This is a genomic window from Amycolatopsis sp. FBCC-B4732, assembly GCF_023008405.1.
Taxonomy (GTDB): domain Bacteria; phylum Actinomycetota; class Actinomycetes; order Mycobacteriales; family Pseudonocardiaceae; genus Amycolatopsis; species Amycolatopsis pretoriensis_A.
Map to the genome: position 1 here is coordinate 138,096 of NZ_CP095376.1, position 25,370 is coordinate 163,465.

The following is a 25,370-nucleotide window of genomic DNA, read 5'->3' on the forward strand; positions in this document are numbered from 1 at the left end:
CCCAGCGACCCCCTGTTCCCCGAGGACCACCCATGTCGAGTGAAGACAAGCTCCGCTACTTCCTCAAGCGCGTCACCGCGGACCTGCACGACGTCCGCGCGCGGCTGCGTGAGGCCGAAGAGAAGGCCGGCGAGCCCATCGCGATCGTCGGCACCGCCTGCCGGTACCCCGGCGGGGCGGACACGCCCGAACGGCTGTGGGACCTGGTCGCCGCGGGGACCGACGCGATTTCCGGCTTCCCCGCCGACCGCGGCTGGGACACCGCGCGGCTCTACCGGCCCGGCGGCCCGCGGCCCGGGCACAGCTACGTCCGCGAGGGCGGATTCCTCGCGGAGGCCGCGGACTTCGACCCCGAGTTCTTCGGGATCTCACCGCGCGAAGCCGTCGCCATGGACCCGCAGCAGCGGCTGCTCCTCGAGGTCGCGCACGAGGCGTTCGAGCGCGCCGGCCTGCCCGTCGACGGCCTGCGCGGCAGCCGCACCGGCGTCTTCGTCGGTGGGATGGCGCAGATCTCCGGCCCGTCCGAGGAGCAGATCGAGGCGCTGTCCGGGTACCTCCTGACCGGCAGCGCGGCCAGCGTGTTCTCCGGCCGGATCGCCTACACCTTCGGGCTCGAAGGCCCGGCGATCACCGTCGACACGGCGTGTTCGTCGTCGCTGGTCGCCCTGCACCTCGCGGCGCAGGCCCTGCGCGCGGGCGAGTGCACGCTCGCTCTCGCCGGCGGGGTCACCGTGATGACGACGCCCGAGGGGTTCGTCGAGTTCAGCCAGCAGAACGGGCTCGCGGCCGACGGCCGCTGCAAGGCGTTCGCCGAAGCCGCCGACGGCACCGCGTGGGGCGAGGGTGCCGGGATGCTCGTGCTGGAACGGCTTTCCGACGCCCGCCGCCACGGCCACCCCGTGCTCGCCGTGCTGCGCGGCTCGGCGGTGAACTCCGACGGCGCGTCCAACGGCCTCACCGCGCCGAACGGCCCGTCGCAGCAACGGGTGATCCGGGCCGCGCTGGCCTCCGCGCGGCTGGCACCGTCCGATGTGGACGTCGTCGAGGCGCACGGCACCGGGACTTCCCTGGGCGACCCGATCGAGGCTGAGGCGCTGCTGGCGACGTACGGCCAGGACCGCGACCGGCCGTTGTGGCTGGGCTCGCTGAAGTCCAACATCGGGCACACGCAGGCCGCCGCCGGGGTCGGCGGGGTGATCAAGGTGATCGAAGCGATGCGGCACGGCGTGCTGCCCCGCACGCTGCACGTCGACGCGCCCTCGTCGCACGTGGACTGGACGGCCGGGCAGGTCCGGCTGCTGACCGAAGCCGTGCCGTGGCCGGAAACCGGCGCGCCGAGGCGCGCCGGGGTGTCGTCGTTCGGGGTCAGCGGGACCAACGCCCACGTGCTCATCGAAGCGGTCCCGGCCGAGGCGGACGAACCGCCCTCGTCGTTGCCCGTGGTGCCGTGGGTGCTGTCGGCCAAGACCGGTCCGGCGCTGCGCGATCTCGCGCGGGCGCTGCGAAACCACGACGGTGACCCGGTCGACGTCGGTCGTGCGCTGGCCACCACGCGGTCGGTGCGCGAACACCGGGCCGTGGTTCTCGACGCCGCCGGGCTGGATGCTGTCGTCGACGGTGTCAGCGAGCCGGCCGACCCGGGTGACGTCGTCTTCGTGTTCCCCGGGCAGGGTTCGCAGTGGGCCGGGATGGGCCGGGAGCTGCTCGGTTCCTCGCCGGTGTTCGCGGCGCGGATGGCCGAATGTGCTGCCGCGCTGTCGTCATTCGTGGATTGGGACCTGCTGGAGGCCCTCGACGGCGACCTGGATCGGGTCGACGTCGTGCAGCCCGTGCTGTGGGCGGTCATGGTGTCGCTGGCGGCGGTGTGGCGCTCGTACGGTGTCGAGCCCGCCGCTGTGGTGGGGCATTCGCAGGGTGAGATCGCGGCCGCGGTGGTCGCGGGTGGACTGTCCCTTGAGGATGGTGCTCGAGTGGTTGCCTTGCGGAGCAAAGCCATCCTGCGACTGTCCGGACTGGGCGGCATGGTGTCGCTGGGCGCGCCCGTCGAGCGGGCGCGAGAGCTGATCGCGCCGTGGGGCGGAAAGATTTCGGTCGCCGCGGTGAACGGCCCGTCGTCCGTGGTGGTGTCCGGTGAGCCCGGCGCTTTGGACGAGCTGCTGGCGTCGGTGGACGTCCGAGCGCGCCGGATCGCCGTCGACTATGCCTCCCACTCGGCGCAGGTCGAGTTGCTGGCCGACGAGCTGGCTTCCGTGCTGGCCGAGGTGAAGCCGCGCTCCGGCCGGATCCCGTTCGTGTCCGCGGTGACCGGGGAAGTGCTCGACACGGCGGAGCTGGACGCGGCCTACTGGTACCGCAACCTGCGTGAACCGGTCCGGTTCGACCAGGCCGTCTCGACCCTGCTCGGCCTGCGCGCGACCGTCTTCGTCGAGTGCAGTGCCCACCCCGTGCTCACCGTCGGCGTCGAAGAGACCATCGACGAGGCCGGGGCGGCCGCCGCCGCGGTCGGCACCCTTCGCCGGGGCGACGGCGGCCTGACCCGGGTCGTCACCTCGCTGGGCGAGGCGTTCGCCCGCGGTGCCGACGTCGGCTGGGCCGGGCTGTTCGCGGGCACCGGTACCCGCCGCGTCACCCTGCCCACCTACCCGTTCCAGCGCGACCGCTACTGGTCCGAGGCCGCGCCCGGCCGTCGCACGGCCGTCGACGACCTGCGCTACGAAGTCACCTGGCGGCTCGTCCCCGTCGAACCGTCCACTGTGGCGGGTACCTGGGTCGTGTGCGCCCCGGACGACGACCTCGCCGACCGCATCGCCCGAGGCCTCAGCCGTCACGGCGCCGAGGTGATCCGCACGGCCGAACCCGGCGATGTCACCGGTGTCACCGGCATCATCGCCGTCGCTCCGGCCGGGCGGACTCCTGATCACCCGGACGTTCCCGCCGGGCTAGCCGCCGCATTGGCCCTCGTGCACGCCGACGTTCCCCTGTGGATGGTCACCCGCGGCGCGGTCTCGACCGGGGCCGCGGACCCGGTCACCGACCCGGAGCAGGCCCTCGTCTGGGGCCTCGGCCAGGTCGTCCGCCAGGAGCAGCCGAGCCGCTGGGGTGGCCTCGCCGACCTGCCCGCCGACACCGGCGACGCCACCGTCGACCTGTTCCTCGGCGCCCTGACCGGCCCCGAGGACGAACTCGCCGTCCGGCCCGACGGCGTCTTCGCCCGCCGTCTCACCCGGCCGGCCGCCACGAGCGCCCGGCGCACCTGGCGTCCCGAAGGCACCACGCTGATCACCGGCGGTACGGGCGCGCTCGGCGCCCACGTCGCCCGGCGGCTGGCCGCCCAAGGGGCCCCGCACCTGCTGCTCGTCAGCCGCAGTGGCCGTGCCGCCGAAGGGGCCACGGAGCTGGCAGCCGAGCTGACCGGCCTCGGGTCCCGGGTCACCGTCGCCGCGTGCGACGCCGCCGACCGCGACGCGCTCGGCGCGCTGCTCGGTGACCTGCCCGCGGACGCGCCGCTGCGCGCGGTGGTCCACACCGCCGCCGTGCTCGACGACGCCGTGCTCGACGAGCTCACCCTCGACCAGGTCGGGCGCGTGCTGCGGGTCAAGGCCGAGGCCGCGCTCGCCCTGCACGAACTGACCCGCGACCTCGACCTCGACGCCTTCGTGCTGTTCTCCTCCCTCGCCGGCACCTACGGCGGCGCGGGTCAGGGGAACTACGCTCCGGGAAACGCTTTCCTCGACGCGTTCGCGCGCTTCCGCCGCGGCCTCGGGCTGCCGGCGACGTCGATCGGCTGGGGCCACTGGGCGGGCGGCGGCATGGCCGAGGGCGGCCTGGAGACGCGGCTGCGGCAGCGCGGGGTCCCGCCGATGCCGCCGGAGCTGGCCCTCGACGGCCTGCAGCGGGTCCTCGACCTCGACGACACGGCCGTCGTCGTCGCCGACGTCGACTGGACGGCCGCGCAGGAGCCCGGCCGGCTGCTCGCCGACCTGCTCCCGCGCACCGGGACCGACGCCGCCGAGCCCGGCCTCGCGGGTCTGGCACCAGGGGAGCGGGACCGGCGGCTGCTCGAGATCGTGCGTACGCAGATCGCCGCCGTGCTCGGGTTCGCCGAGCCGGACCGGATCGACCCGGCCCGCGCCCTCCGCGACCTGGGGTTCGACTCGCTGACCGCGGTCGAGCTGCGCAACAAGCTCGGCGCCGCGGTCGGCCTGAAACTGCCCGCCACGCTCGTTTTCGACCACCCGAGCCCGGCCGCGCTGGTCGGCCACCTCGCGTCGCACTTCAGCGGCGCGACCGCTACCACCGAACTCGTCGAGCGCGGTGCGGCCGACGAGCCGATCGCGATCGTCGCGATGAGCTGCCGCTTCCCCGGCGGCGTCGGCTCGCCCGAAGACCTCTGGGACCTCCTGGCCGAAGGCCGGGACACGGTCGCGCCCTTCCCGGCGGACCGCGGCTGGGACGTCGACGCCGTGTACGACCCCGACCCGGAAACCCCGGGCCGGTCCTACGTCCGGCACGGGTCCTTTGTGGACGACGTGACCGGTTTCGACGCCGTGTTCTTCGGGATCAGCCCGCGCGAGGCCCTCGCGATGGACCCGCAGCAGCGGCTGCTGCTGGAGACGTCGTGGGAGGCGTTCGAACGCGCCGGGCTCGACCCGTCGGCGCTGCGCGGCAGCCGGGTCGGCGTGTTCGTCGGCACCAACGGCCAGGACTACGGCACCCTGCTGATGAACGCCCGCGACCAGGTCGAGGGCTACCTCGGCACCGGCAGCTCGGCGAGCGTCTTCTCCGGCCGCGTCGCGTACGCGCTGGGCTTGGAAGGACCGGCGGTCACCGTCGACACGGCGTGTTCGTCGTCGCTGGTGGCACTGCACCTGGCGGCGCAGGCGCTGCGCTCGGGTGAGTGTTCGCTGGCGCTGGCCGGCGGTGTGACGGTGATGTCGACGCCGATCGGGTTCGTCGAGTTCTCGCGGCAGCGCGGCTTGGCCGCCGACGGCCGCTGCAAGCCGTTCGCGGCCGCCGCCGACGGCACCGCCTGGGGCGAGGGCGCCGGCCTCCTGCTGGTGGAAAGGCTTTCCGACGCCCAGCGGCTCGGTCACCCGGTGCTCGCCGTGCTGCGCGGTTCCGCGGTGAACTCCGACGGCGCGTCGAACGGGCTGACCGCGCCGAACGGGCCGTCACAGCAGCGGGTGATCCGGGCCGCCTTGGCCACGACGGGACTGACACCGTCCGATGTGGACGTCGTCGAGGCCCACGGAACCGGGACCCGCCTCGGTGATCCCATCGAGGCGCAAGCGCTGCTGGCCACCTACGGGCAGGACCGGGCGGAGCCGTTGTGGCTCGGTTCGGTGAAGTCGAACCTCGGGCACACCCAGGCGGCGGCCGGGGTCGCCGGGGTGATCAAGGTGGTCGAGTCGTTGCGGCACGGTGTGCTGCCCCGGACGTTGCACGTCGATTCGCCATCGTCCCAAGTGGACTGGTCGGCGGGTTCGCTTCGGCTGCTGACGGAGTCGGTTGCTTGGCCCGCATCCGACCGGGTACGGCGGGCTGGGGTGTCGTCGTTCGGGATCAGCGGGACCAACGCGCACATCGTGCTGGAGGAAGCGCCCCGTACCGCCGACCCGGCCGAGACGTTCTCCGGGGCCGTGGTGCCGTGGCTGGTTTCGGCACGGACCGAGGAAGGCTTGCGGGCGCAGGCTTCCCGGCTGCTGTCGTTCCTCGAAACCGGTCCGGATCTCGTCGCGACCGCGCGGACGCTCGCCACGGGCCGGGCGCCGCTCGAATGCCGGGCGGTCGTGCTCGCCGCGGACGTCGAGGGCTTCCGCCGCGGGCTGGCCGGGCTCGCCGAGGGACGGCCCGTCGCCGAAGTCGTGCGACCCGGGGGTGTCGGCAAGGTCGCTTTCCTGTTCTCCGGTCAGGGTTCGCAGCGCGTCGGGATGGGCGAGGAGCTGTACGAGGCTTTCCCGGTCTACGCGACGGCGTTCGACGCGGCGTGCGCGCACCTGGACCCGCGGCTTCGCGACTTCCTCGGCTCGGCCGAGACCGAGTTCGCCCAGCAGGGCATCTTCGCGCTCGAAGTTGCGCTCTTCCGGCTCCTGGAGTCGTGGGGTGTCCGGCCGGACTTCGTCGCCGGGCATTCGGTGGGTGAGATCGCGGCGGCGCACGTCGCCGGGATCCTGTCGCTGGAAGACGCTTGCGCGCTGGTATCGGCGCGAGGCCGGTTGATGCAGGCGCTGCCACCGGGTGGCGTGATGATCGCGGTCCAGGCGTCCGAAGAGGACATCGAGCTTCCTGCCGGTGTGTCGCTTGCCGCGGTCAACGGCCCGGACTCGGTGGTGCTGTCCGGCGTGGAAACCGCGGTGACCGAGTACGCGTCGACGTTCGCGAAGACCAAGCGGCTCACCACGAGCCACGCGTTCCACTCGGCACTGATGGAGCCGATGCTGGCCGATTTCGCCGCGGCGATCGACGGGCTGGGGTGCGCCGAACCGGTCATCCCCTTCGTGTCCACTGTGGACGAGTCGGTGGTGACGCCGGGGTATTGGGTGCGGCAGGTGCGGGAGCCGGTCCGGTTCGCCGAGGCCGTCGAGCGGCTGCGGGCTTCGGGGGTGACCGGGTTCGTCGAGCTGGGCCCGGACGCGGTGCTGACGCCGATGGTCGACGGTGCGATCCCGACCCTCGTCGCCGGCCGCCCGGAGGAGAGCGGCGTCCTGACCGCGCTCGCCCACCTCGACGTCGGCTGGGCGCGGGTGGTGGGCGCCGGTCCGATCCGCACGGATCTGCCGACGTACGCGTTCCAGCACGAGCGGTTCTGGCTGGACGCGGCCGCCGAGGGGCAGCCCGGCACGCTCGGCCACCCCCTGCTCAGCGCGGCGGTGGAGCTGCCCGAATCCGGCGGCCGGGTGCTCACGGGCGTCCTGTCGACGCGGAAGTCGCCGTGGCTGGCGGGCCACGCGGTGCACGGCACGGTCATCCTGCCCGGCACGGCGTTCGTCGAACTCGCCCTCCGCGCGGGCGCCGAAGCCGGGTGCGGGACCCTGGAGGAGCTGACGATCGCGGCACCGCTCGCGCTGACGGAACCGGTGCGCGTCCAGGTGGCAGTCGGTTCGCCGGACGACGCCGGTCGCCGTCCGGTCACCGTCCATTCGCGACGTGACTCCGAGCCGTGGACGCGGCACGCGACCGGCACCCTGTCCGACAGCGCTTCGGCGGCCGAGGAGCTCGGCGAGTGGCCGCCGCCCGGAGCGTCCGAAGTGGACGTGACGGACCTGTACCAGGGCTTCGAAGACCGGGGCTTCACGTACGGCCCGACGTTCCAGGGACTGCGATCCGCGTGGCTCCACGAAGGTTCGGTGTTCGCGGAGGTGGCCCTGCCGGCCGCCGACCACGACGCGGCGGCCCGCTTCGGCGTGCACCCGGCGTTGCTGGACGCGGCCCTGCACGGCCTGGGCCTGGGCGGCCTCCTCCCCGACGACGGCCAGGGCCGCCTCCCGTTCACGTGGACGGGAGTGACCCGCCACAGTTCGGGCGCGGCGTCGCTGCGGGTGCGGCTGACGCCGATCGAGCCGGGCACGGTGTCCCTGACGGTCGCGGATGGTGAGGGCCGGCCGGTGCTGACGGTGGCATCGCTGGTGCTGCGTCCGGTGCTCCCGCAGGTGAGCGACGCGCTGTTCCGCCTGGAGTGGCGCGAGGCCGAGCCCGGTACGGCGGCGGTGTCACCGGTGTTCTCCCCGGTCGAACCGGCGGACGTCCGCACGACGACGGCGACGGTCCTGGCGGCGATCCGCGCGTGGCTGTCCGGCGACCGCGACGGCGAGCTGGTGTTCGTGACCAGGGGAGCGGTCGCGGCGGCGGACGGCGACGAGGTGCCCGACCTGGCCGCGGCGGCGGCGTGGGGCCTGGTCCGCGCGGCCCGGACGGAGCACCCGGGCCGTTTCCGCCTGCTGGACCTCGACGACTCCCCGGCCCCGGAGCTGCTGCCGGACGGCGAGCCGGAGCTGGCGGTCCGCGCTGGGCGGATCCTGGTGCCTCGCATCGCCAGGGGTACGGCGCCCAGCCTCGACCTGCCCCCGGGCGACTGGCAGCTGGTGGTGACCGCCCCAGGCACGGTCGACGGCATCACAGCGGTCCCGCTCGCGGCGGCGGTCACTGTGACCGGCCCGGCGGGTTCGCTCGGCACCGGTGCGGACATCACCTCGCACCGCGAGGCCGCAAGCCCGGCGGGTTCGCTCGCCGAGGGGGCGGATGCCACCCGTCTGGCGCCGCTCATCGCCGGTGAGGTGCGTGACGTGACCCGCTCCGCGCCGCTCGCCGCCGGGGAGGTGCGCGTCGCCCCCCGCCCCGCGCCACTCGCCGAGGGTGCGGATGCCCCCCACCCCGCGCCGCTCGCCGCCGGTGAAGTGCGCGTCGCCGTCCGGGCTGCCGGGGTCAACTTCCGTGACCTCCTCAACGTCCTCGGCCGCTACCCCGGCGGGCCCGTCCCCCTCGGCCAGGAAGCCGCCGGCGTGGTCACCGAAACCGGCCCCGGCGTCACCACCCTCCACCCCGGTGAGCGCGTCTTCGGCCTCTTCCCCGGCACCTTCGCCACCCACGCCACCACCGACCACCGCCTCCTCAAACCCCTCCCCGCCGGCTGGAGCTTCGCCCAAGCCGCGACCACTCCCGTCGCCTTTCTCACCGCCTACTACGGCCTCGTCGAGCTCGCCGAGCTCAAGCCCGGCGAGTCCGTCCTCATCCACGCGGCCGCCGGTGGGGTCGGGATGGCCGCCGTGCAGGTCGCGCGGTACCTCGGCGCCGAGGTCTACGCCACCGCCAGTCCCGGCAAGCACGCCGCCGTCGACGTCGAGGCGAGCCACCTGGCCTCCTCGCGCACCCTCGAGTTCGCCGAGCGCTTCCCCCGGATGGACGTCGTCCTCAACTCGCTGACCGGCGAGTTCATCGACGCCTCCCGGAAGCTCCTCGCCGACGGCGGCCGGTTCCTCGAGATGGGCAAGACCGACGTCCGCGAGGCACCGGGCTACCGCGCCTTCGACCTCGCCGAAGCCGGGGCCGAGCGGCTCGGCCGGATGCTCACCGAAGTCCTGGAGCTCTTCGCCGCCGGCCACCTGCGGCCGCTCCCGGTGCGCGCGTGGGACATCCGGCGCACGCCGGACGCCTTGCGCTTCCTGAGCCAGGCCAAGCACATCGGGAAGCTCGCCCTGACCGTCCCGCGCGCGCTCGACCCGGACGGCGTCGTCCTGATCACCGGCGGCACCGGTGCGCTCGGGGCCGCGCTGGCCCGGCACCTCGTCCGCGGCGGTGCCCGGCACGTCGTGCTCGCCGGCCGGCGCGGGATGGCCGCGCCCGGTGCGCGGGAACTCGCCGCCGAGCTGCCCGAGGTGACGATCGCCGCGTGCGACGTCGCCGATCGGGACGCCGTGGCCGAGCTGGTCGAGACGCTGCCGCTCACCGCGGTCGTGCACGCCGCCGGCGTGCTGGCCGACGCGACCGTCGACCGGCTCACCGACGACGACCTCGCGGCCGTCCTGGCCCCCAAGGCCGACGGCGCGCGGCACCTGCACGAGCTGACCCGCGACGCCGACCTCGCCGCCTTCGTGCTGTTCTCCTCGGTGTCCGGGCTCGCGGGCACCGCCGGCCAAAGCGCGTACGCGGCCGCCAACGCCTACCTCGACGCGCTCGCGGCCCACCGCCGGGCCGCCGGCCTGCCGGGTACCTCGATCGCCTGGGGCGCTTGGGAAACCGGCATGGCCGGAGAACTCGCCGAAGCCGACCGGGCCCGGATGAGCCGCTCCGGCCTGCTGCCACTGTCCACGGAGGACGGATTGGGCCTGTTCGACACGGCGGTCGCGGACGCGTCGAGCCTGCTCGTCCCCATGCGGCTCGACCCGGCGGCCCTGCGCGGCGACGACGTCCCGCCGCTGCTGCGCGGGCTCGTCCGGGCGCGGGCGCCGCGCACGACCCAGGCGGCCGACGCCGCCGGGCTGGTGCGGCGGCTGGGCGGGCGGAGCCCGGCCGAGCAAGACGGGATCGTGCTCGACCTGGTCCGCGAGGCGATGGCCGCCGTGCTCGGGCACGCCGACGGCACCGGCGTCGACCCCGGCCGCGGGTTCCTGGACGTCGGCTTCGACTCGCTGACCGCGGTCGAGCTCCGCAACCGGCTCGCCACGGCGACCGGGCTGCGGCTGCCGTCCACGCTGGTCTTCGACCACGCTTCACCCGCCGAGCTCGCGGCGCACCTGCGCGGCGAACTCACCGGCGCCGAGCCGGACGCGGACCGGCTGCTGTCCGAAGTGGACAGCCTGGAAACCCGCCTGCTGGCCGCCGAGCTGGACGACGCCGCGCGGGCGGCCGTGCACGGCAGGCTCCGGACGTTGCTGGCCAAGTGGTCCGGCACCGCGCGGGCCGCCACCGTCCCGGACCGCCTCGCCACGGCGTCCGCGGACGACCTCTTCGACTTCATCGACAACGCACTGGGGAGCTGACGGTGTCCAACGAGGACCGGCTGGTCGAGTACCTCCGGCGGGTGACCGCCGAACTGCAGCAGACGCGCACGCGCCTGCAGGAGGTCGAGTCCGGCGAACCCGAGCCGATCGCCGTCGTCGGCATGAGCTGCCGGTACCCCGGTGGCGTGGCGTCGCCCGACGACCTGTGGGACCTGGTGCGGGACGGCCGCGACGCCGTCACGCCGTTCCCGGCGGACCGCGGCTGGGACCTCGCCGCACTGTCCGATCCGGACGGTCGCGGCACGAGTACCGCGGCCGCCGGCGGTTTCCTCGACGACGTCGCCGGCTTCGACGCGGACTTCTTCGGCATCTCGCCGCGCGCCGCCCTCGCGATGGACCCGCAGCAGCGGATCCTGCTCGAATCGGCGTGGGCGCTGTTCGAGGACGCCGGCGTCGACCCGGCGGACCTGCGCGGCGGCCGCACCGGCGTGTTCGTCGGCGCGTCCTCCTCCGGCTACGGCAGCGGCTGGTCCGTCGCCCCCGAGGGACTCGAAGGCCACCTGCTCACCGGCAACGCGGGCAGCGTGATCTCCGGCAGGCTCGCCTACCAGTTCGGCCTCGAAGGCCCCGCGGTCACAGTGGACACGGCGTGCTCGTCGTCGCTGGTCGCGCTGCACCTCGCCGCCCAGGCCCTGCGCGCGGGCGAATGTTCGCTCGCGCTCGCGGGCGGGGTCATGGTGCTGGCCTCGCCGACGTTGTTCGTCGAGTTCAGCCGCCAGCGCGGGCTGGCCGCGGACGGGCGGTGCAAGTCCTTCGCCGCCGCCGCGGACGGCACCGGCTGGGCCGAAGGCGTCGGCCTGCTCCTGCTGGAACGGCTGTCCGACGCCCGCCGCAACGGTCACGACGTCCTCGCCGTGGTCCGCGGTTCCGCGGTCAACCAGGACGGCGCGAGCAGCGGGCTCACCGCGCCCAACGGGCCGTCCCAGCAACGGGTGATCCGCGACGCGCTGGCCGGGGCCCGGCTCGCACCGTCCGATGTGGACGCGGTCGAGGCGCACGGCACCGGCACCCGGCTCGGCGACCCGATCGAAGCGCAGGCCGTGCTGGCCACCTACGGCCGCGACCGGCCGCACCCGCTGTGGCTGGGCTCGCTGAAGTCGAACATCGGGCACACCCAGTCCGCCGCCGGTGTCGGCGGCGTGATCAAGATGATCCAGGCCCTGCGCCACGGCGTGCTGCCGAAGACGCTGCACGTCGACGAGCCGACCCCGCACGTCGACTGGACGGCCGGGAACGTCCGGCTGCTCACCGAGCCGGTGCCGTGGCCCGAGACCGGGCGGCCGCGCCGGGCGGGCGTGTCGTCGTTCGGGATGAGCGGCACGAACGCCCACGTCATCCTCGAGCAGGCCCCGGCGGCCGAACCGGCCGGGCTGACCGCGTTGCCGGTCACGCCGGTGCTGCTGTCCGCGCGGACCGCGTCCGCCTTGCGCGAGCAGGCCGAGCAATTGTCTACTGTGGACGCGGATCTGCCGGAGCTGGCGGCCGCGCTGGCCACGCGGGGCGGGCTGGCCCACCGGGCCGTCGTGGTCGCCGGCTCGCAGGACGCACTTCGGGCGGCGTTGCGCGAGTTCGACGTCATCCAGGGCGAACCCGGCGGCAAGACGGCGTTCCTGTTCACCGGCCAGGGTTCGCAGCGGGCCGGGATGGGCCGCGAGCTGTACGAGGCGTTCCCGGCCTACGCGGCAGCCTTCGACGCCGTGTGCGCACACCTCGACCCGCGGGTGAGGGAGCTTTCGGGGTCGGCGGAGACGGAACTTGCCCAGCAGGCGATTTTCGCCCTCGAAGTCGCGCTCTACCGGCTGCTGGAGTCCTGGGGGGTGCGGCCCGACCTGCTCCTCGGGCACTCGGTGGGCGAGATCGCGGCCGCGCACGTCGCCGGCGTGCTCTCCCTCGAAGCCGCCTGCACGCTCGTCGCCGCGCGGGGCCGCCTGATGCAAGCTCTGCCGGAAGGCGGCGCGATGATCGCCGTGCAGGCCTCGGAAGCCGAAGTCCTGCCGCTGCCCGAAGGTGTTTCCCTCGCCGCGGTGAACGGCCCGGACTCGGTGGTGCTGTCCGGGGTCGCCGAAGCGGTCGAGGCGGTCGCCGCGAAGTTCGCGAAGACCAAGCGGCTCAGCACCAGTCACGCCTTCCATTCCGCGCTGATGGAACCGATGCTCGCCGAGTTCCGCACCGTCCTCTCCGGACTTTCGTACGCCACCCCGGCGATCCCGCTCGTGTCCACTGTGGAAGAGGACGCGGCCTGGGACGCGGACTACTGGGTCCGCCAGGTGCGGCAGCCGGTCCGGTTCCACGACGGCGTCGAGCGGCTGCGCGCCCAGGGCGTCACCGTCTTCGCCGAACTGGGCCCGGCCGCGGTCCTCGCCCCGCTCACCGACGGCGCCGTCCCGCTGCTGCGCGCCGACCGGCCCGAGGCCGCGACACTGATCCGCGGCCTGAGCACCCTGCACGTCCGCGGCACGGCCGTCGACTGGCCGTCGTTCTTCGGTGGCGCACGTCGCCTTCCGCTGCCGCACTACCCGTTCGAGCACGAGCGGTTCTGGCTGGCCTCACCCGTCGCGCCCGGCGACGTCACCGCCGCCGGGCTCACCCACCCCGACCACCCGCTGCTCGGGGCCGCGCTGGCGCTGGCCGACGGCGACGGCTTCCTGTGCACCGGCCTGCTTTCGCCGCGGTCGCACCCCTGGCTCGCCGACCACGTGGTGCTCGGCTCGACGCTGGTGCCGGGCACGGCGTTCGTGGAGCTCGCCCTGCGCGCCGCCGAGCAGGCCGGCTGCGACGGCATCGGCGAACTCACCCTCGAAGCGCCGCTCACCCTCCCGGACAGCGGCGTCGAGGTGCAGATCGCCGTCGGCGCCCCCGGCGCCACGCGCACCCTGCGGATCTACTCGCGCCCGGCCGGCTCGGGGTTCGACGAGCCCTGGACCCGGCACGCCACCGGCACGCTGACCAGCGGAAACCGGCTCGCGACCAGCGCGGTCGAGTGGCCGCCCGCGGGTGCCGAACCCGTCGACGTCGACGACCTCTACACCCGGTTCGGCGACCGCGGCTTCGGCTACGGCCCGGCGTTCCAGGGCCTGCGCGCGGCCTGGCGGCGGGGAACCGACGTCTTCGCCGAGGTGCAGCTGCCCCTGGACAACGCGGGGAAGTTCGCGCTGCACCCGGCGTTGCTCGACAGTGCGCTGCACGCGATGGCGCTCGGCGTCCTCCCGGACACCGGTGCGGGCCGGGTGCCGTTCAGCTGGACCGGTGTGACGGTGCCCGCGCGCGGCCGCTCGACCCTGCGTGTCCGGCTGTCGGCCACCGGCGCCGAGACGATCACGCTGGTGGCCACCGACGAAGCCGGGGAGCCGGTCGTCGCGGTCGAGGCGCTGACCGTGCGGCCCGTGGCGGTGCCGCGGCAGTCGCTGTTCGCCCTCGACTGGCCGCAGTTGCCGCCGGGCGGCACGGCCGAGGACATCCGGCCGGTGTTCCTGACCGTCGCCGCCGGTACGGATCCCGCCGCGGTGCACGCTGAGACCGCGCGGGTGCTCGCCGAGCTGCAGGACTGGCTCGCCGCGGATCCCGCGCCGGACGAGCGCCTGGTCGTCGTGACGCGGGGCGGGGACGACCTCGTGGGTGCGGCCGTGGGCGGTCTGGTCCGGGCCGCGCAGGCCGAGCACCCCGAGCGGTTCGTGCTGGTGGACACCGACGACGTCGAGGGGCTGACCCGGTTCCCGGCCGGCGAGCCGCAGTTCGCGGTTCGCGAGGGCCGGGTGTTCGTGCCCCGCCTGACCCGCGCCGCCGTGCCGGCGGCGGATTTCCCCTCGTGGGAAACGGTTCTCGTCACCGGCGGCACCGGCGCGCTCGGCACCGCGCTCGCCCGGCACCTCCTCGACCGGGGTGTCGGACGCGTCGTCGTCGCGGGTCGCCGCGGTCCGGCCGCACCCGGGGCGGCGGCCCTCACCGAGCTGGGTGCCGAGGTCGTGGCCTGCGACTTCACCGACCGGGACGCCGTTTCGGCGCTGGCCGGCTCGCTGCCCGGCCTCTCGGCGGTGGTGCACGCCGCCGGAGTGCTCGACGACGGCGTCCTCACTTCGCTGACGCCGGAGCGGCTCGAGGCCGTGCTGCGGCCGAAGGTGGACGCGGCCTGGCTGCTGCACGAACTCGTTCCCGACGCGCACCTCGTCCTGTTCTCGTCGGTCGCGGGCGTCTTCGGCGCGGCCGGCCAGGCGAACTACGCCGCCGCCAACGCTTATCTGGACGCGCTGGCGGACCACCGTCGCGCCGCCGGTCTCCGGTGCAGCTCGATGGCTTGGGGTGCTTGGGAAACCGGCATGGCCGACGGCCGCGACGGACTGTCCATCGAGGACGGTCTCGCGCTCTTCGACGCAGCGTTGTCCGCGGATCAGGCGGTCACCCTGCCCGTGCGACTGGACCTCGCGGCCTTGCGCGGCGGTCCGGTGCCGGCGTTTTTGCGCGGCCTCGTGCGCACCCCGGCCCGGCGCGTCCGCCCGGTTTCGTCGTTCGGCGACCGGCTGGCCGCCGCACCCGCGGCCGAGCGCGAGACGTTGCTGCTGGACCTGGTGCGGACGGAAGCGGCGGCCGTGCTCGGGCACGAGCCGGGTGCCCGCGTCGACGCCGCCCGCGCGTTCAGCGACCTCGGCTTCGACTCGCTGACCGCGGTCGAGCTGCGCAACCGGCTCGCCGAGGCAACCGGGCTCCGGCTGTCGTCAACGCTCGTCTTCGACCACCCCGGCGCGGACGCGCTGGCCGCCTACCTCGGCGCGGAGCTGCTGGGCACCTCGGTGTCGGAAGTTGCGGCGACGGTCGTCCCGGCCGACGAGCCGATCGCGATCGTGGGCATGAGCTGCCGGTACCCCGGCGGCGTCGCCTCGCCGGACGACCTGTGGCGGCTGGTCGCGGAAGGCCGCGACGGCATCGGGTTCTTCCCGGACGACCGCGGCTGGAACGTGGAACACAGCGCCGACCCGGAGCGTTCGGGCACGACCTACACCCGTGAAGGCGGTTTCCTCTACGACGCCGCCGAGTTCGACGCGGCGTTCTTCGGGATCTCGCCGCGCGAGGCGCTGGCGATGGACCCGCAGCAGCGGTTGCTGCTGGAGACGTCGTGGCAGGCGTTCGAACACGCGGGCATCGCGCCGGATTCGCTGCGCGGCAGCCGGACCGGCGTCTTCGCCGGCTTGATGTACCACGACTACGGCGCCCGGCTGACGACCGCGCCGGCGGACGTCGAAGGGTTCCTCGGGATCGGGAACTCCGGCAGTGTCCTTTCCGGACGGATCGCTTACTCGTTCGGACTGGAAGGCCCGGCGGTCACGGTGGACACGGCGTGTTCGTCGTCGCTGGTCGCGTTGCACCTGGCTTCGCAGGCGCTGCGGTCGGGCGAGTGTTCGCTGGCGCTGGCCGGGGGTGTCACGGTGATGGCGACCCCGGCGACGTTCGTCGAGTTCTCGCGCCAGCGCGGACTCTCGGCCGACGGGCGGTGCAAGTCGTTCGCCGCGGCGGCCGACGGCACCGGGTGGGGTGAAGGCTCCGGCGTCCTCGTCCTGGAACGCCTGTCCGACGCCCGGCGCAACGGGCACCGCGTGCTCGCGGTGGTCCGCGGTTCGGCGGTCAACTCCGATGGTGCGTCGAACGGCTTGACGGCGCCGAACGGGCCGTCGCAGCAGCGGGTGATCCGCGCTGCGTTGGCGACTGCAGGTCTGACACCGTCCGATGTGGACGCTGTCGAGGCGCACGGCACCGGCACTCGTCTCGGGGATCCCATCGAGGCCCAGGCTGTGCTCGCCACCTACGGGCAGGATCGCGCGGAGCCGCTGTGGCTCGGGTCGATCAAGTCGAACATCGGCCACACGCAGGCCGCGGCGGGGGTCGCGGGTGTGATCAAGATGGTGCAGGCCCTGCGGCACGGGGTCTTGCCGAAGACACTGCACGTCGACGAGCCGACCCCGCACGTCGAGTGGACCGACGGTGCGGTTCGGCTGCTCACGGAGTCCGTCGAGTGGCCGGCTTCCGGCCGGCCTCGGCGGGCCGGCGTGTCGTCGTTCGGGATCAGTGGGACCAACGCGCACGTGGTGCTGGAAGAGGCTCCCGATGCCGTGGTCGCGTCGGCCGGGCTGCCGGTCGTGCCGTGGGTGCTCTCGGCCAAGTCGCCGGCTGCTCTTCGCGAGCAGGCACGACGGCTGATTGCGGCGCCGGAGCAGCCGGTCGAGGCGGTGGCTCGCACGTTGGCCACCGGACGCGCGGCGCTGGACCACCGGGCTGCGGTCGTCGGCGCGGACCGGGCCGAACTGCTGCGCGGGCTCGAGGCCGTGGCGGCGGGGTCGGGTGCCCACGTCGGGCAGGCCGAGAGCGGCAAGGTCGCGTTCCTGTTCACCGGGCAGGGTTCGCAGCGGGCCGGGATGGGCCGGGAGTTGTACGAGACCTTCCCGGTGTACGCGGCGGCTTTCGACGCTGCATGCGCCTATCTTGACCCGCGGGTCAAGGAACTCTCCGGGGCGGCGGATACCGATCTCGCGCAGCAAGGCATCTTCGCTCTCGAAGTGGCTCTCTTTCGCCTGCTGGAATCGTGGGGAGTCCGGCCTGATGTCGTTGTGGGGCATTCGGTGGGCGAGATCGCGGCGGCACACGTCGCTGGGGTGCTGAGTCTCGAAGACGCGGCCACGCTGGTCGCGGCGCGGGGGCGGTTGATGCAGGCGCTGCCCGAGGGTGGCGTGATGATCGCGGTCCAGGCGTCCGAAGCGGACCTTCAGCTGCCGGAGGGTGTTTCCCTGGCCGCGGTGAACGGGCCGGACTCGGTGGTGCTGTCGGGCGAGGAAGCTGCCGTGACCGAGTACGCGTCGACGTTCGCGAAGACCAAGCGGCTCAACACGAGTCACGCTTTCCATTCGGCACTGATGGAGCCGATGCTGGCCGAGTTCGCGGCGGCCATCGACGGGCTCGCCATGGCCGAACCGGTCATTCCCTGGGTGTCCACTGTGGAAGGTGACGGCTCGGGCTACTGGGTGCGTCAGGTCCGCGAGTGTGTCCGGTTCGCTGATGCGGTCGCGGCCGCGGACGCGCGGACGTTCGTCGAGATCGGGCCGGACGCGGTGCTGAGCGCGATGGTCGACGGAGCCGTTCCGGTGCTGCGGGCCGGTCGCGCCGAAGTCGCGTCGGCGATGTCCGCGTTGGCCCGGCTGCACGTCAGCGGGGTTTCGCCGCGGTGGTCGGCCGTGTTCGCCGAGTCGGCCCCCGTCGATTTGCCCGGTTACGCCTTCGAGCGCAGCCGGTATTGGCTCGACGCCGGTCCGGCCGCGGGGGACGTGACGGCGCTCGGCCAGTCCGCGCCCGGGCACCCGCTGCTGGGCGCCGCCGTCGAGCTGCCCGACGCGGGGACGGTGTTCACGGGTTCGCTGTCGGCCCGGACGGTGCCGTGGCTGGCCGAGCACGAGGTGCTGGGCACGCCGTTGCTGCCGGGTTCGGCGTTCGCGGAACTGGCGTTGCGCGCGGGCGCGGAACTGGGCTGGCCGGTCGTCGACGAACTGACGTTGGGTGCGCCGCTCGTCCTGCACGGCGAGGTCGCTCTCCGCGTGGCGGTGGGATCCGATCGCACCGTGACCATCCACTCGCGACAGTCCGATGAGGACGTTTGGACGCTGCACGCCACCGGCAAGGTGAGCGAGGAAGCCGTCGAAGCGGAAGACCTCACCGAATGGCCGCCCGCGGTCGCGGTGCCGGTGGACGACCTCTACGATCGCGCCGCGGAACAGGGTTTCGGTTACGGGCCTGCGTTCCAGGGCCTGCGGGCGGCTTGGCGGGACGGCGAGACGGTGTACGCCGAGGTCGCGCTGCCGTCGGAGTACGCGCCGGAGGACTACGGCCTCCACCCGGCCCTGCTCGACGCGGCTCTGCACGGACTCGGCCTCGGCGGCTTCGTCGACGGCCCGCACCTGCCGTTCTCGTGGACGGGTGTGTCCCTGACGGCGGCGGGCGCGGGCGCCCTGCGGGTCCGCATCCGGCCCGCGGGCCCGGACGCGGTGACGCTGACCCTCGCCGACGAGACCGGCCGCGCGGTGGCGAGCGTGCGCTCGCTGGCCTTGCGCCCGGTGGCGGCGGCGCAGGTCACGCATCCCCTGTACCGCCTGGACTGGGTCCCGGCCGACGTCACCGAGCCGGTGCCGGTGGTCGCCGTCGAGTGGGAGTCGTGTGACCTGGCCGAGGCGGTGGCGAACGCTCTCGAGCTGGTGCGGAACTGGCTCGCCGACGAGCGCTCCGCCACGGCCCGCCTGGTCGTCATGACCCGCGGTGCCGTGGCGACGCAGCCGGGGGAGGACATCACCGACCTGGCTGCCGCCGCGGCTCGCGGCCTGCTGCGGACCGCGCAGCTGGAACACCCGGGCCGGTTCGTGCTGGCCGACCTGGGGCCGGACGACGAGCTGCCCGCGTTGCCCGACGAGCCGGAAGCCGCGGTCCGGAACGGCCGCGTCCTCGTGCCGCGACTGGCCCGCGCCGAAGCGGCCGGCGACCCCGTGCGGATCGCCGGCCCGCAGGGGACGGTCCTGATCACCGGCGGCACGGGTGCCCTCGGCGCGGCCATCGCCCGGCGGCTCGCTGAGCAGGGGACCGGGCACCTGGTGCTCACCTCCCGCCGCGGCCTCGACGCGCCCGGGGCCGAGGACCTCGTCGCCGAACTGGAAGCCGCCGGGGCGAAGGTCACCGTGGTCGCGTGCGACGTCGCCGACCGGACGGCCGTGGCGGACCTGGTCAAGACGCTGCCCCCGACCGCGGTGGTGCACGCGGCCGGCGTCCTCGACGACGGCCTCCTCGCCACCCAGGACCCGGCCCGCCTCGCCGCGGTGCTCGCCCCGAAGGCCGATGCGGCCCGGCACCTGCACGAGCTGGCCCCGGACGCGAACCTGGTGCTCTTCTCCTCGGTCGCGGGCGGCTTCGGCAGCGCGGGGCAGGCGGGGTACGCGGCAGCGAACGCCTACCTCGACGCACTCGCCACCCACCGCGCGGCCCACGGCCTCCCGGCCCGATCGCTGGCCTGGGGCCCATGGCTGGACGGCGGCATGGCCGCCGAGCTAGCAGCGACCGAGCGGCGCCGCATCGAGGGCGGCGTGGGTGCGGTTGATGCCGAGGCCCGTCGTTTCGACGGTGGTGGGCTGCGTGCGGTTGATACCGCGGCCGAGGGTGGTGGCGATACCGCGGCCCGGGTCGTGGCGGTCGAGGGCGGCCGGATCGAGGGTGGTGGTGGTACCGCGGCCCGGGTCGTGGCGGTCGAGGGCGGCCGGATCGAGGGTGGTGGCGATACCGCGGCCCAAGTCGCCGTAGCTGAGCGCCGCCGTATCGAGCGCAGTGGTATGCGCTCGATCGATACCGAAACCGGGCTGGCGATGTTCGACGCCGCCCTCTCGCACGCCGAACCCGTGCTCTGGCCGGTGCTGCTCGACCACGCCGGCCTGCGGGCCCGGGGCGAGCACCTTCCGCCGATCCTGCGCGGGCTCGTCCGGGTGCCGATCCGGCGGGCCGCCTCGGCACCCCGCACCGAGAACCTCCTCGAGGTCGTCCGGGCGGAGGCCGCGGCCGTGCTCGGGCATGCGTCGGCCGCCGCGGTCGATGCTGGGCAGGCGTTCTCCGAGCTGGGGTTCGACTCGCTGACCGCCGTCGAGCTGCGCAATCGGCTCGACGCCGTCACCGGGCTGCGGCTCGCCGCGACCGTCGTGTTCGACTACGCCACCCCCGCCGCACTGGCCGAGCACCTCGAAGCCGAGCTGACCGGGGAACGCGCGGACTCGGAAGCGCCGGTGATCGCGGCCGTCGACGAGCCCATCGCCATTGTCGGCATGAGCTGCCGCTACCCGGGTGGCGTCACCAGCCCGGACGACCTCTGGCGCCTGGTCGCGGAAGGCCGTGACGGGATCGGCGAGTTCCCGGCCGACCGCGGCTGGGACGTCGAGTACGACCCCGACCCCGAGCGCACCGGCACGACCTACACCCGCGAGGGCGGATTCCTCTACGACGCGGCGGAATTCGACGCGGCGTTCTTCGGGATCAGCCCCCGCGAAGCCCTCGCCATGGACCCGCAGCAACGGCTGCTGCTCGAGACGTCGTGGGAAGCCTTCGAGAGCGCCGGAATCGACCCGGGTTCGTTGCGCGGCAGCCGGACCGGTGTCTTCGCCGGCCAGATGTACCACGACTACGGCGCCCGCCTGACCACCGTTCCCGAGGGCGTCGAAGGGTTCGTCGGCATCGGCAACTCCGGCAGTGTCCTTTCCGGACGCGTCGCGTACTCGTTCGGGCTCGAAGGCCCGGCCGTCACCGTCGACACGGCGTGCTCGTCGTCCCTGGTCACCCTGCACCTCGCCGCCCAGGCGCTGCGGCAGGGGGAGTGCTCGCTCGCGCTCGCCGGCGGAGTCACGGTGATGGCGACGCCGGCGACGTTCGTCGAGTTCAGCCGTCAGCGCGGCCTGGCGCCCGACGGTCGCTGCAAGCCCTTCGCGGCCGCCGCCGACGGCACCGGCTGGTCGGAAGGCGTCGGGGTCCTCGTGCTGGAACGGCTGTCCGACGCCCGGCGCAACGGCCACCACGTGCTCGCCGTCGTGCGCGGGTCCGCGGTCAACTCCGATGGCGCGTCCAACGGCTTGACGGCACCGAACGGACCCTCGCAGCAGCGGGTGATCCGGGCGGCGCTGGCGACCGCAGGGCTCGAACCGGCCGATGTGGACGTCGTCGAGGCGCACGGCACCGGCACCCGTCTCGGCGACCCCATCGAGGCCCAAGCGGTGCTCGCCACCTACGGGCAGGGCCGGGAAACCCCGCTGTGGCTCGGGTCGATCAAGTCCAACCTCGGCCACACCCAGGCCGCCGCGGGGGTCGCGGGCGTGATCAAGATGGTGCAGGCGCTGCGCCACGGCGTACTCCCCAAGACCCTGCACGTCGACGAGCCGACCCCGCACGTCGACTGGACCGCCGGTGCCGTCCGGCTCCTCACCGAGCCGGTCAGCCTGCCGGCAGGGGTCCGGCGGGCCGCGGTGTCGTCGTTCGGGATCAGCGGCACCAACGCCCACGTCATCCTCGAAGCCGGTCCGGGGGCCGCCGAAGCGGCCGTCCCGGCGCACCCGTGCCCGCCCGTCGTGCTCACCGCCAAGTCGCCGGCCGCCCTGCGCGCGCAGGCGATCCGGCTGCGGGCGCACCTGGCCGGCCACCCGCTCCCGGCCGTGGCCCACGCGCTGGTCACCACGCGGGCGCAGCACGCCCACCGCGCCGTCGTCGTCGGCGACGTCGAGGCCGGGCTGGCCGCGCTCGGCCGTGGCGAACCCGGCGTCGTCACCGGCGCCGTCGTGCCGGACGGCCGGACCGCGTTCCTCTTCACCGGCCAGGGCTCGCAGCGGCCGGGCATGGGACGTGAGCTGTACGAGGCGTTCCCGGTCTTCGCGGAAGCGTTCGACGCGGTTTGCGCGCACCTCGACCCGCGGCTGAAGACCGTTCTCGACACCGCCGAACTCGACCGCACCGAGTTCGCGCAACAGGCGATCTTCGCGCTCGAGGTCGCGCTGTTCCGGCTCCTGGAAGCGTGGGGCGTCCGGCCCGACGTCGTCCTGGGGCACTCGGTCGGGGAAATCGCGGCCGCACACGTCGCCGGGGTGCTGAGCCTCGAAGACGCGGGCACGCTCGTGGCCGCGCGCGGTCGATTGATGCAGCAACTCCCCGAGGGTGGCGTGATGATCGCCGTCCAAGCGTCCGAAGTGGACATCCAGTTGCCGGACGGTGTCTCGCTGGCCGCGGTCAACGGACCGGACTCGGTGGTGCTCTCCGGTGAGGAAGACGCGGTCACCGAGTACGCGGCGACGTTCGCCAAGACCAAGCGGCTCAACACCAGTCACGCCTTCCACAGTGGACTCATGGAGCCGATGCTCGAAGAGTTCCGAGCGGTCGTCGAGGGCCTGACCTTCGCCGACGCCGTCATCCCGATCGTGTCCACAGTGGAGGACAGCGATCCGGCCACGGCGGCGCACTGGGTCCGTCAGGTCCGCGAGCCGGTCCGGTTCCATGACGCCTTGCGCGCCACCGGTGCCACGGACTTCCTGGAACTCGGCCCCGATGGCGTGCTGAGCGCGATGGTCGGCGACGGCGAGGCCGTCCCGACGCTGCGTGCCGGCCGGCCGGAGGTGGAAACGCTGGTCACCGCGCTGGCCCGGCGGTACGTCCGGGGTGGCGCGGTCGACTGGGCCGCCGGCTTCGGCCCCGGCGGCGGGCACGTCGGCCTGCCCTCCTACGCCTTCCAGCGCGAGCGGTTCTGGCTGGCCGCCGCGCCATCCGGCGACGTCACCTCGGCGGGCCTGGCCGCGACCGGCCACCCGCTGCTCGCGGCGGTCGTGCCGCTGGCGGACGAGGACGGCGTCCTCGGCACGGCCCGGCTCTCGCCGCGGACGCACCCGTGGCTGGCCGACCACACCGTCGGCGGCACCACGCTGCTGCCGGGCACCGCGCTGCTGGAGCTCGTGCTGCGGACCGCGGCCGAAGCCGGCTGTGACGTCGTCACGGAGCTGACTCTCGAAGCGCCGCTCGTGCTGCCGGAGCAGGGCGTTCAGGTGCAGGTCACGGTCGGTGCTCCCGAAGCCGGGGCGCGGCCGGTGCGGGTCCACGCCCGCCGGGACGCCACCGAGCCGTGGACCCGGCACGCCGAGGGCACGGTCAGCGAGGGCGCCAAGCCCGCGGTGGCCTTGAGCGAGTGGCCGCCCGCCGGTGCCGAGCCGGTCGCGGTCGACGACGTCTACCCGCGGTTCGCCGAGGCCGGGTTCGGCTACGGGCCGGCGTTCCAGGGCCTGCGGGCGGCGTGGACGCGGGGCGAGGAGCTGTTCGCGGAGGTCGGCTTGCCCGACGTCCCGGCGGGATTCCTGCTGCACCCGGCGTTGTTCGACGCGGCACTCCACACGGCGGCGCTGCGAGGCGACGGCACCGCGAAGCTGCCGTTCGCCTGGACCGGCGTGCACCTCACGGCGACCGGGGCGACGAGCCTGCGGGTCCGGCTCACCCCGGTGCCCGAAGGGTTCGCGCTCGCCCTCGCCGACGGGACGGGCGCTCCGGTGGGGGTCGTCGACGCGCTGGCCCTGCGGCCGTTCTCGGCCGAGGGCCTCGGCGTGCGCGACGCGCTGTTCCGCGTCGACTGGGTCCCGGCGGCGGTCACCGAGCCGCCGTTCACGACGTGCGCGGTGCGCGGTGACGACCCCGACCTGGTCGCCGCGCTGGAGCGGTCCGGTGCCGAGGTCGTGAGTGGGAAACAGGGTTCCCACCCTGCTTCCCGCTCACGACCGGAGGTGGTGTTCCTGCCGGTGCCGCGGCTCGAAGGCGCGGTGCCGGACGTGGTGCGGGAGACCGTCACGAGCGTGCTGGACACCGCGCGGGAGTGGGTGGCCGGGGACGGGGCACGGCTGGTCGTCGTGACCCGCGGTGCCGTCGCCACCCGGCCCGGCGAAGACGTGCCGGACCTCGCCGCGGCCGCGGTGTGGGGCCTGCTGCGCTCCGCGCAGGCCGAGCACCCGGACCGGTTCGCGCTGCTCGACCTGGACGACCCGGCCGCCGTGCCGGTGCCGACCGGGGAACCGCAGGCGGCGGTCCGCGACGGCGGTCTTCTGGTGCCGCGGCTGGCTCGCGTCCGCGCCGGCGACGGCGAAGTCCCGGCGACCGGCGGAACCGTCCTGGTCACCGGCGGGACGGGAGCGCTCGGCGCGGCCGTCTCGCGCCACCTGGCCACCCGCGGGGCCGAACACCTCGTGCTGGTCAGCCGACGCGGCGAGGCCGCGCCGGGAGCCCCCGAACTGGCTGCTGAGCTGCGCGAACTCGGCGCGGACGTCACGCTCGCCGCGTGCGACCTCGCCGACCGGGACGCGGTGGCCGCACTGCTCGCGCAGCACCCCGTCACGGCGGTGGTGCACGCCGCCGGGGTGCTCGCGGACGGCGTCGTCGAGACCCTCACGCCGAAGCAGGTCGAGACCGTGCTGCAGGCCAAGGCCGACGCCGCCTGGCACCTGCACGAGCTGGCCGGCGACGTCACGGAGTTCGTCCTGTTCTCCTCGGCCGCGGGCACCCTCGGCACGCCGGGGCAGGCCAACTACGCGGCCGCGAACGCGTTCCTCGACGCGCTCGCCGCCCACCGCCGCGCGGCGGGTCTGCCCGCGCAGTCCCTCGCGTGGGGTCTGTGGGCGGACGGCATGGGCGACGGCGAACGCCGGGGCGGCGTCACCGCACTGTCCACGGAGGACGGACTGGCGCTGTTCGACGCGGCTCGCGCGGACGGCGGCGCGACGCTGGTCCCGATGCGGCTCGACCTCACGGTGCGCGGCGAAGTGCCCGCGCTGCTCAAGGGTCTCGTGCGGGCCCCGGCCCGTGCGGCCGCACCCGCGCAGCTGCGGGAACGCCTGGCCGCAGTGCCCGAAGCCGGGCGGCTCGACGTGCTCGTCGGGTTCGTCCGCGCCCACGTGGCGGCCGTGCTCGGGCACGCCGACCCGGACGCCGTCCCGCCCCGGCAGGCGTTCCGCGACCTCGGTTTCGACTCGCTCACCGCGGTCGAGCTGCGCAACCGGATCGGCGCCGAAACCGGCCTGCGGCTGCCCCCGACGCTGGTGTTCAGCTACCCGGACGCGACCGCGCTCGCGACGCACCTGGAAGCCGAGCTGCACGTCGAACCGGCCGAGCCCGACCTCGCCGCCGTGCTCGCGGCGATCCCGGTGGACCGGCTGCGGGAAGCCGGACTGCTCGACGCGGTGCTGCGGCTCGCCGACCCGGCCGCCGGTCTCGCCCGAACCGCCGAACCCGCCGAAGCCTCGATCGACGCCATGAACGTGGACGACCTCGTCTCCCTGGCCCTCGATCTTCCCTGACCAGAACGAA

1 protein-coding gene and 1 pseudogene are annotated in these 25,370 nt (G+C 74.4%); both read left to right on the forward strand.

Annotated features, from left to right (window positions below; translation table 11 throughout):
- Positions 1-74: 74 nt before the first annotated feature.
- Positions 75-10,475, forward strand: a pseudogene (locus MUY14_RS00550) (type I polyketide synthase); the annotation flags it as partial.
- A gap of 2 nt (positions 10,476-10,477) precedes the next feature.
- On the forward strand, positions 10,478-25,360 hold the full coding sequence (locus MUY14_RS00555) for a type I polyketide synthase (protein ID WP_247019672.1): 14,883 nt from the start codon (positions 10,478-10,480) through the stop codon (positions 25,358-25,360).
- Positions 25,361-25,370: the final 10 nt, after the last annotated feature.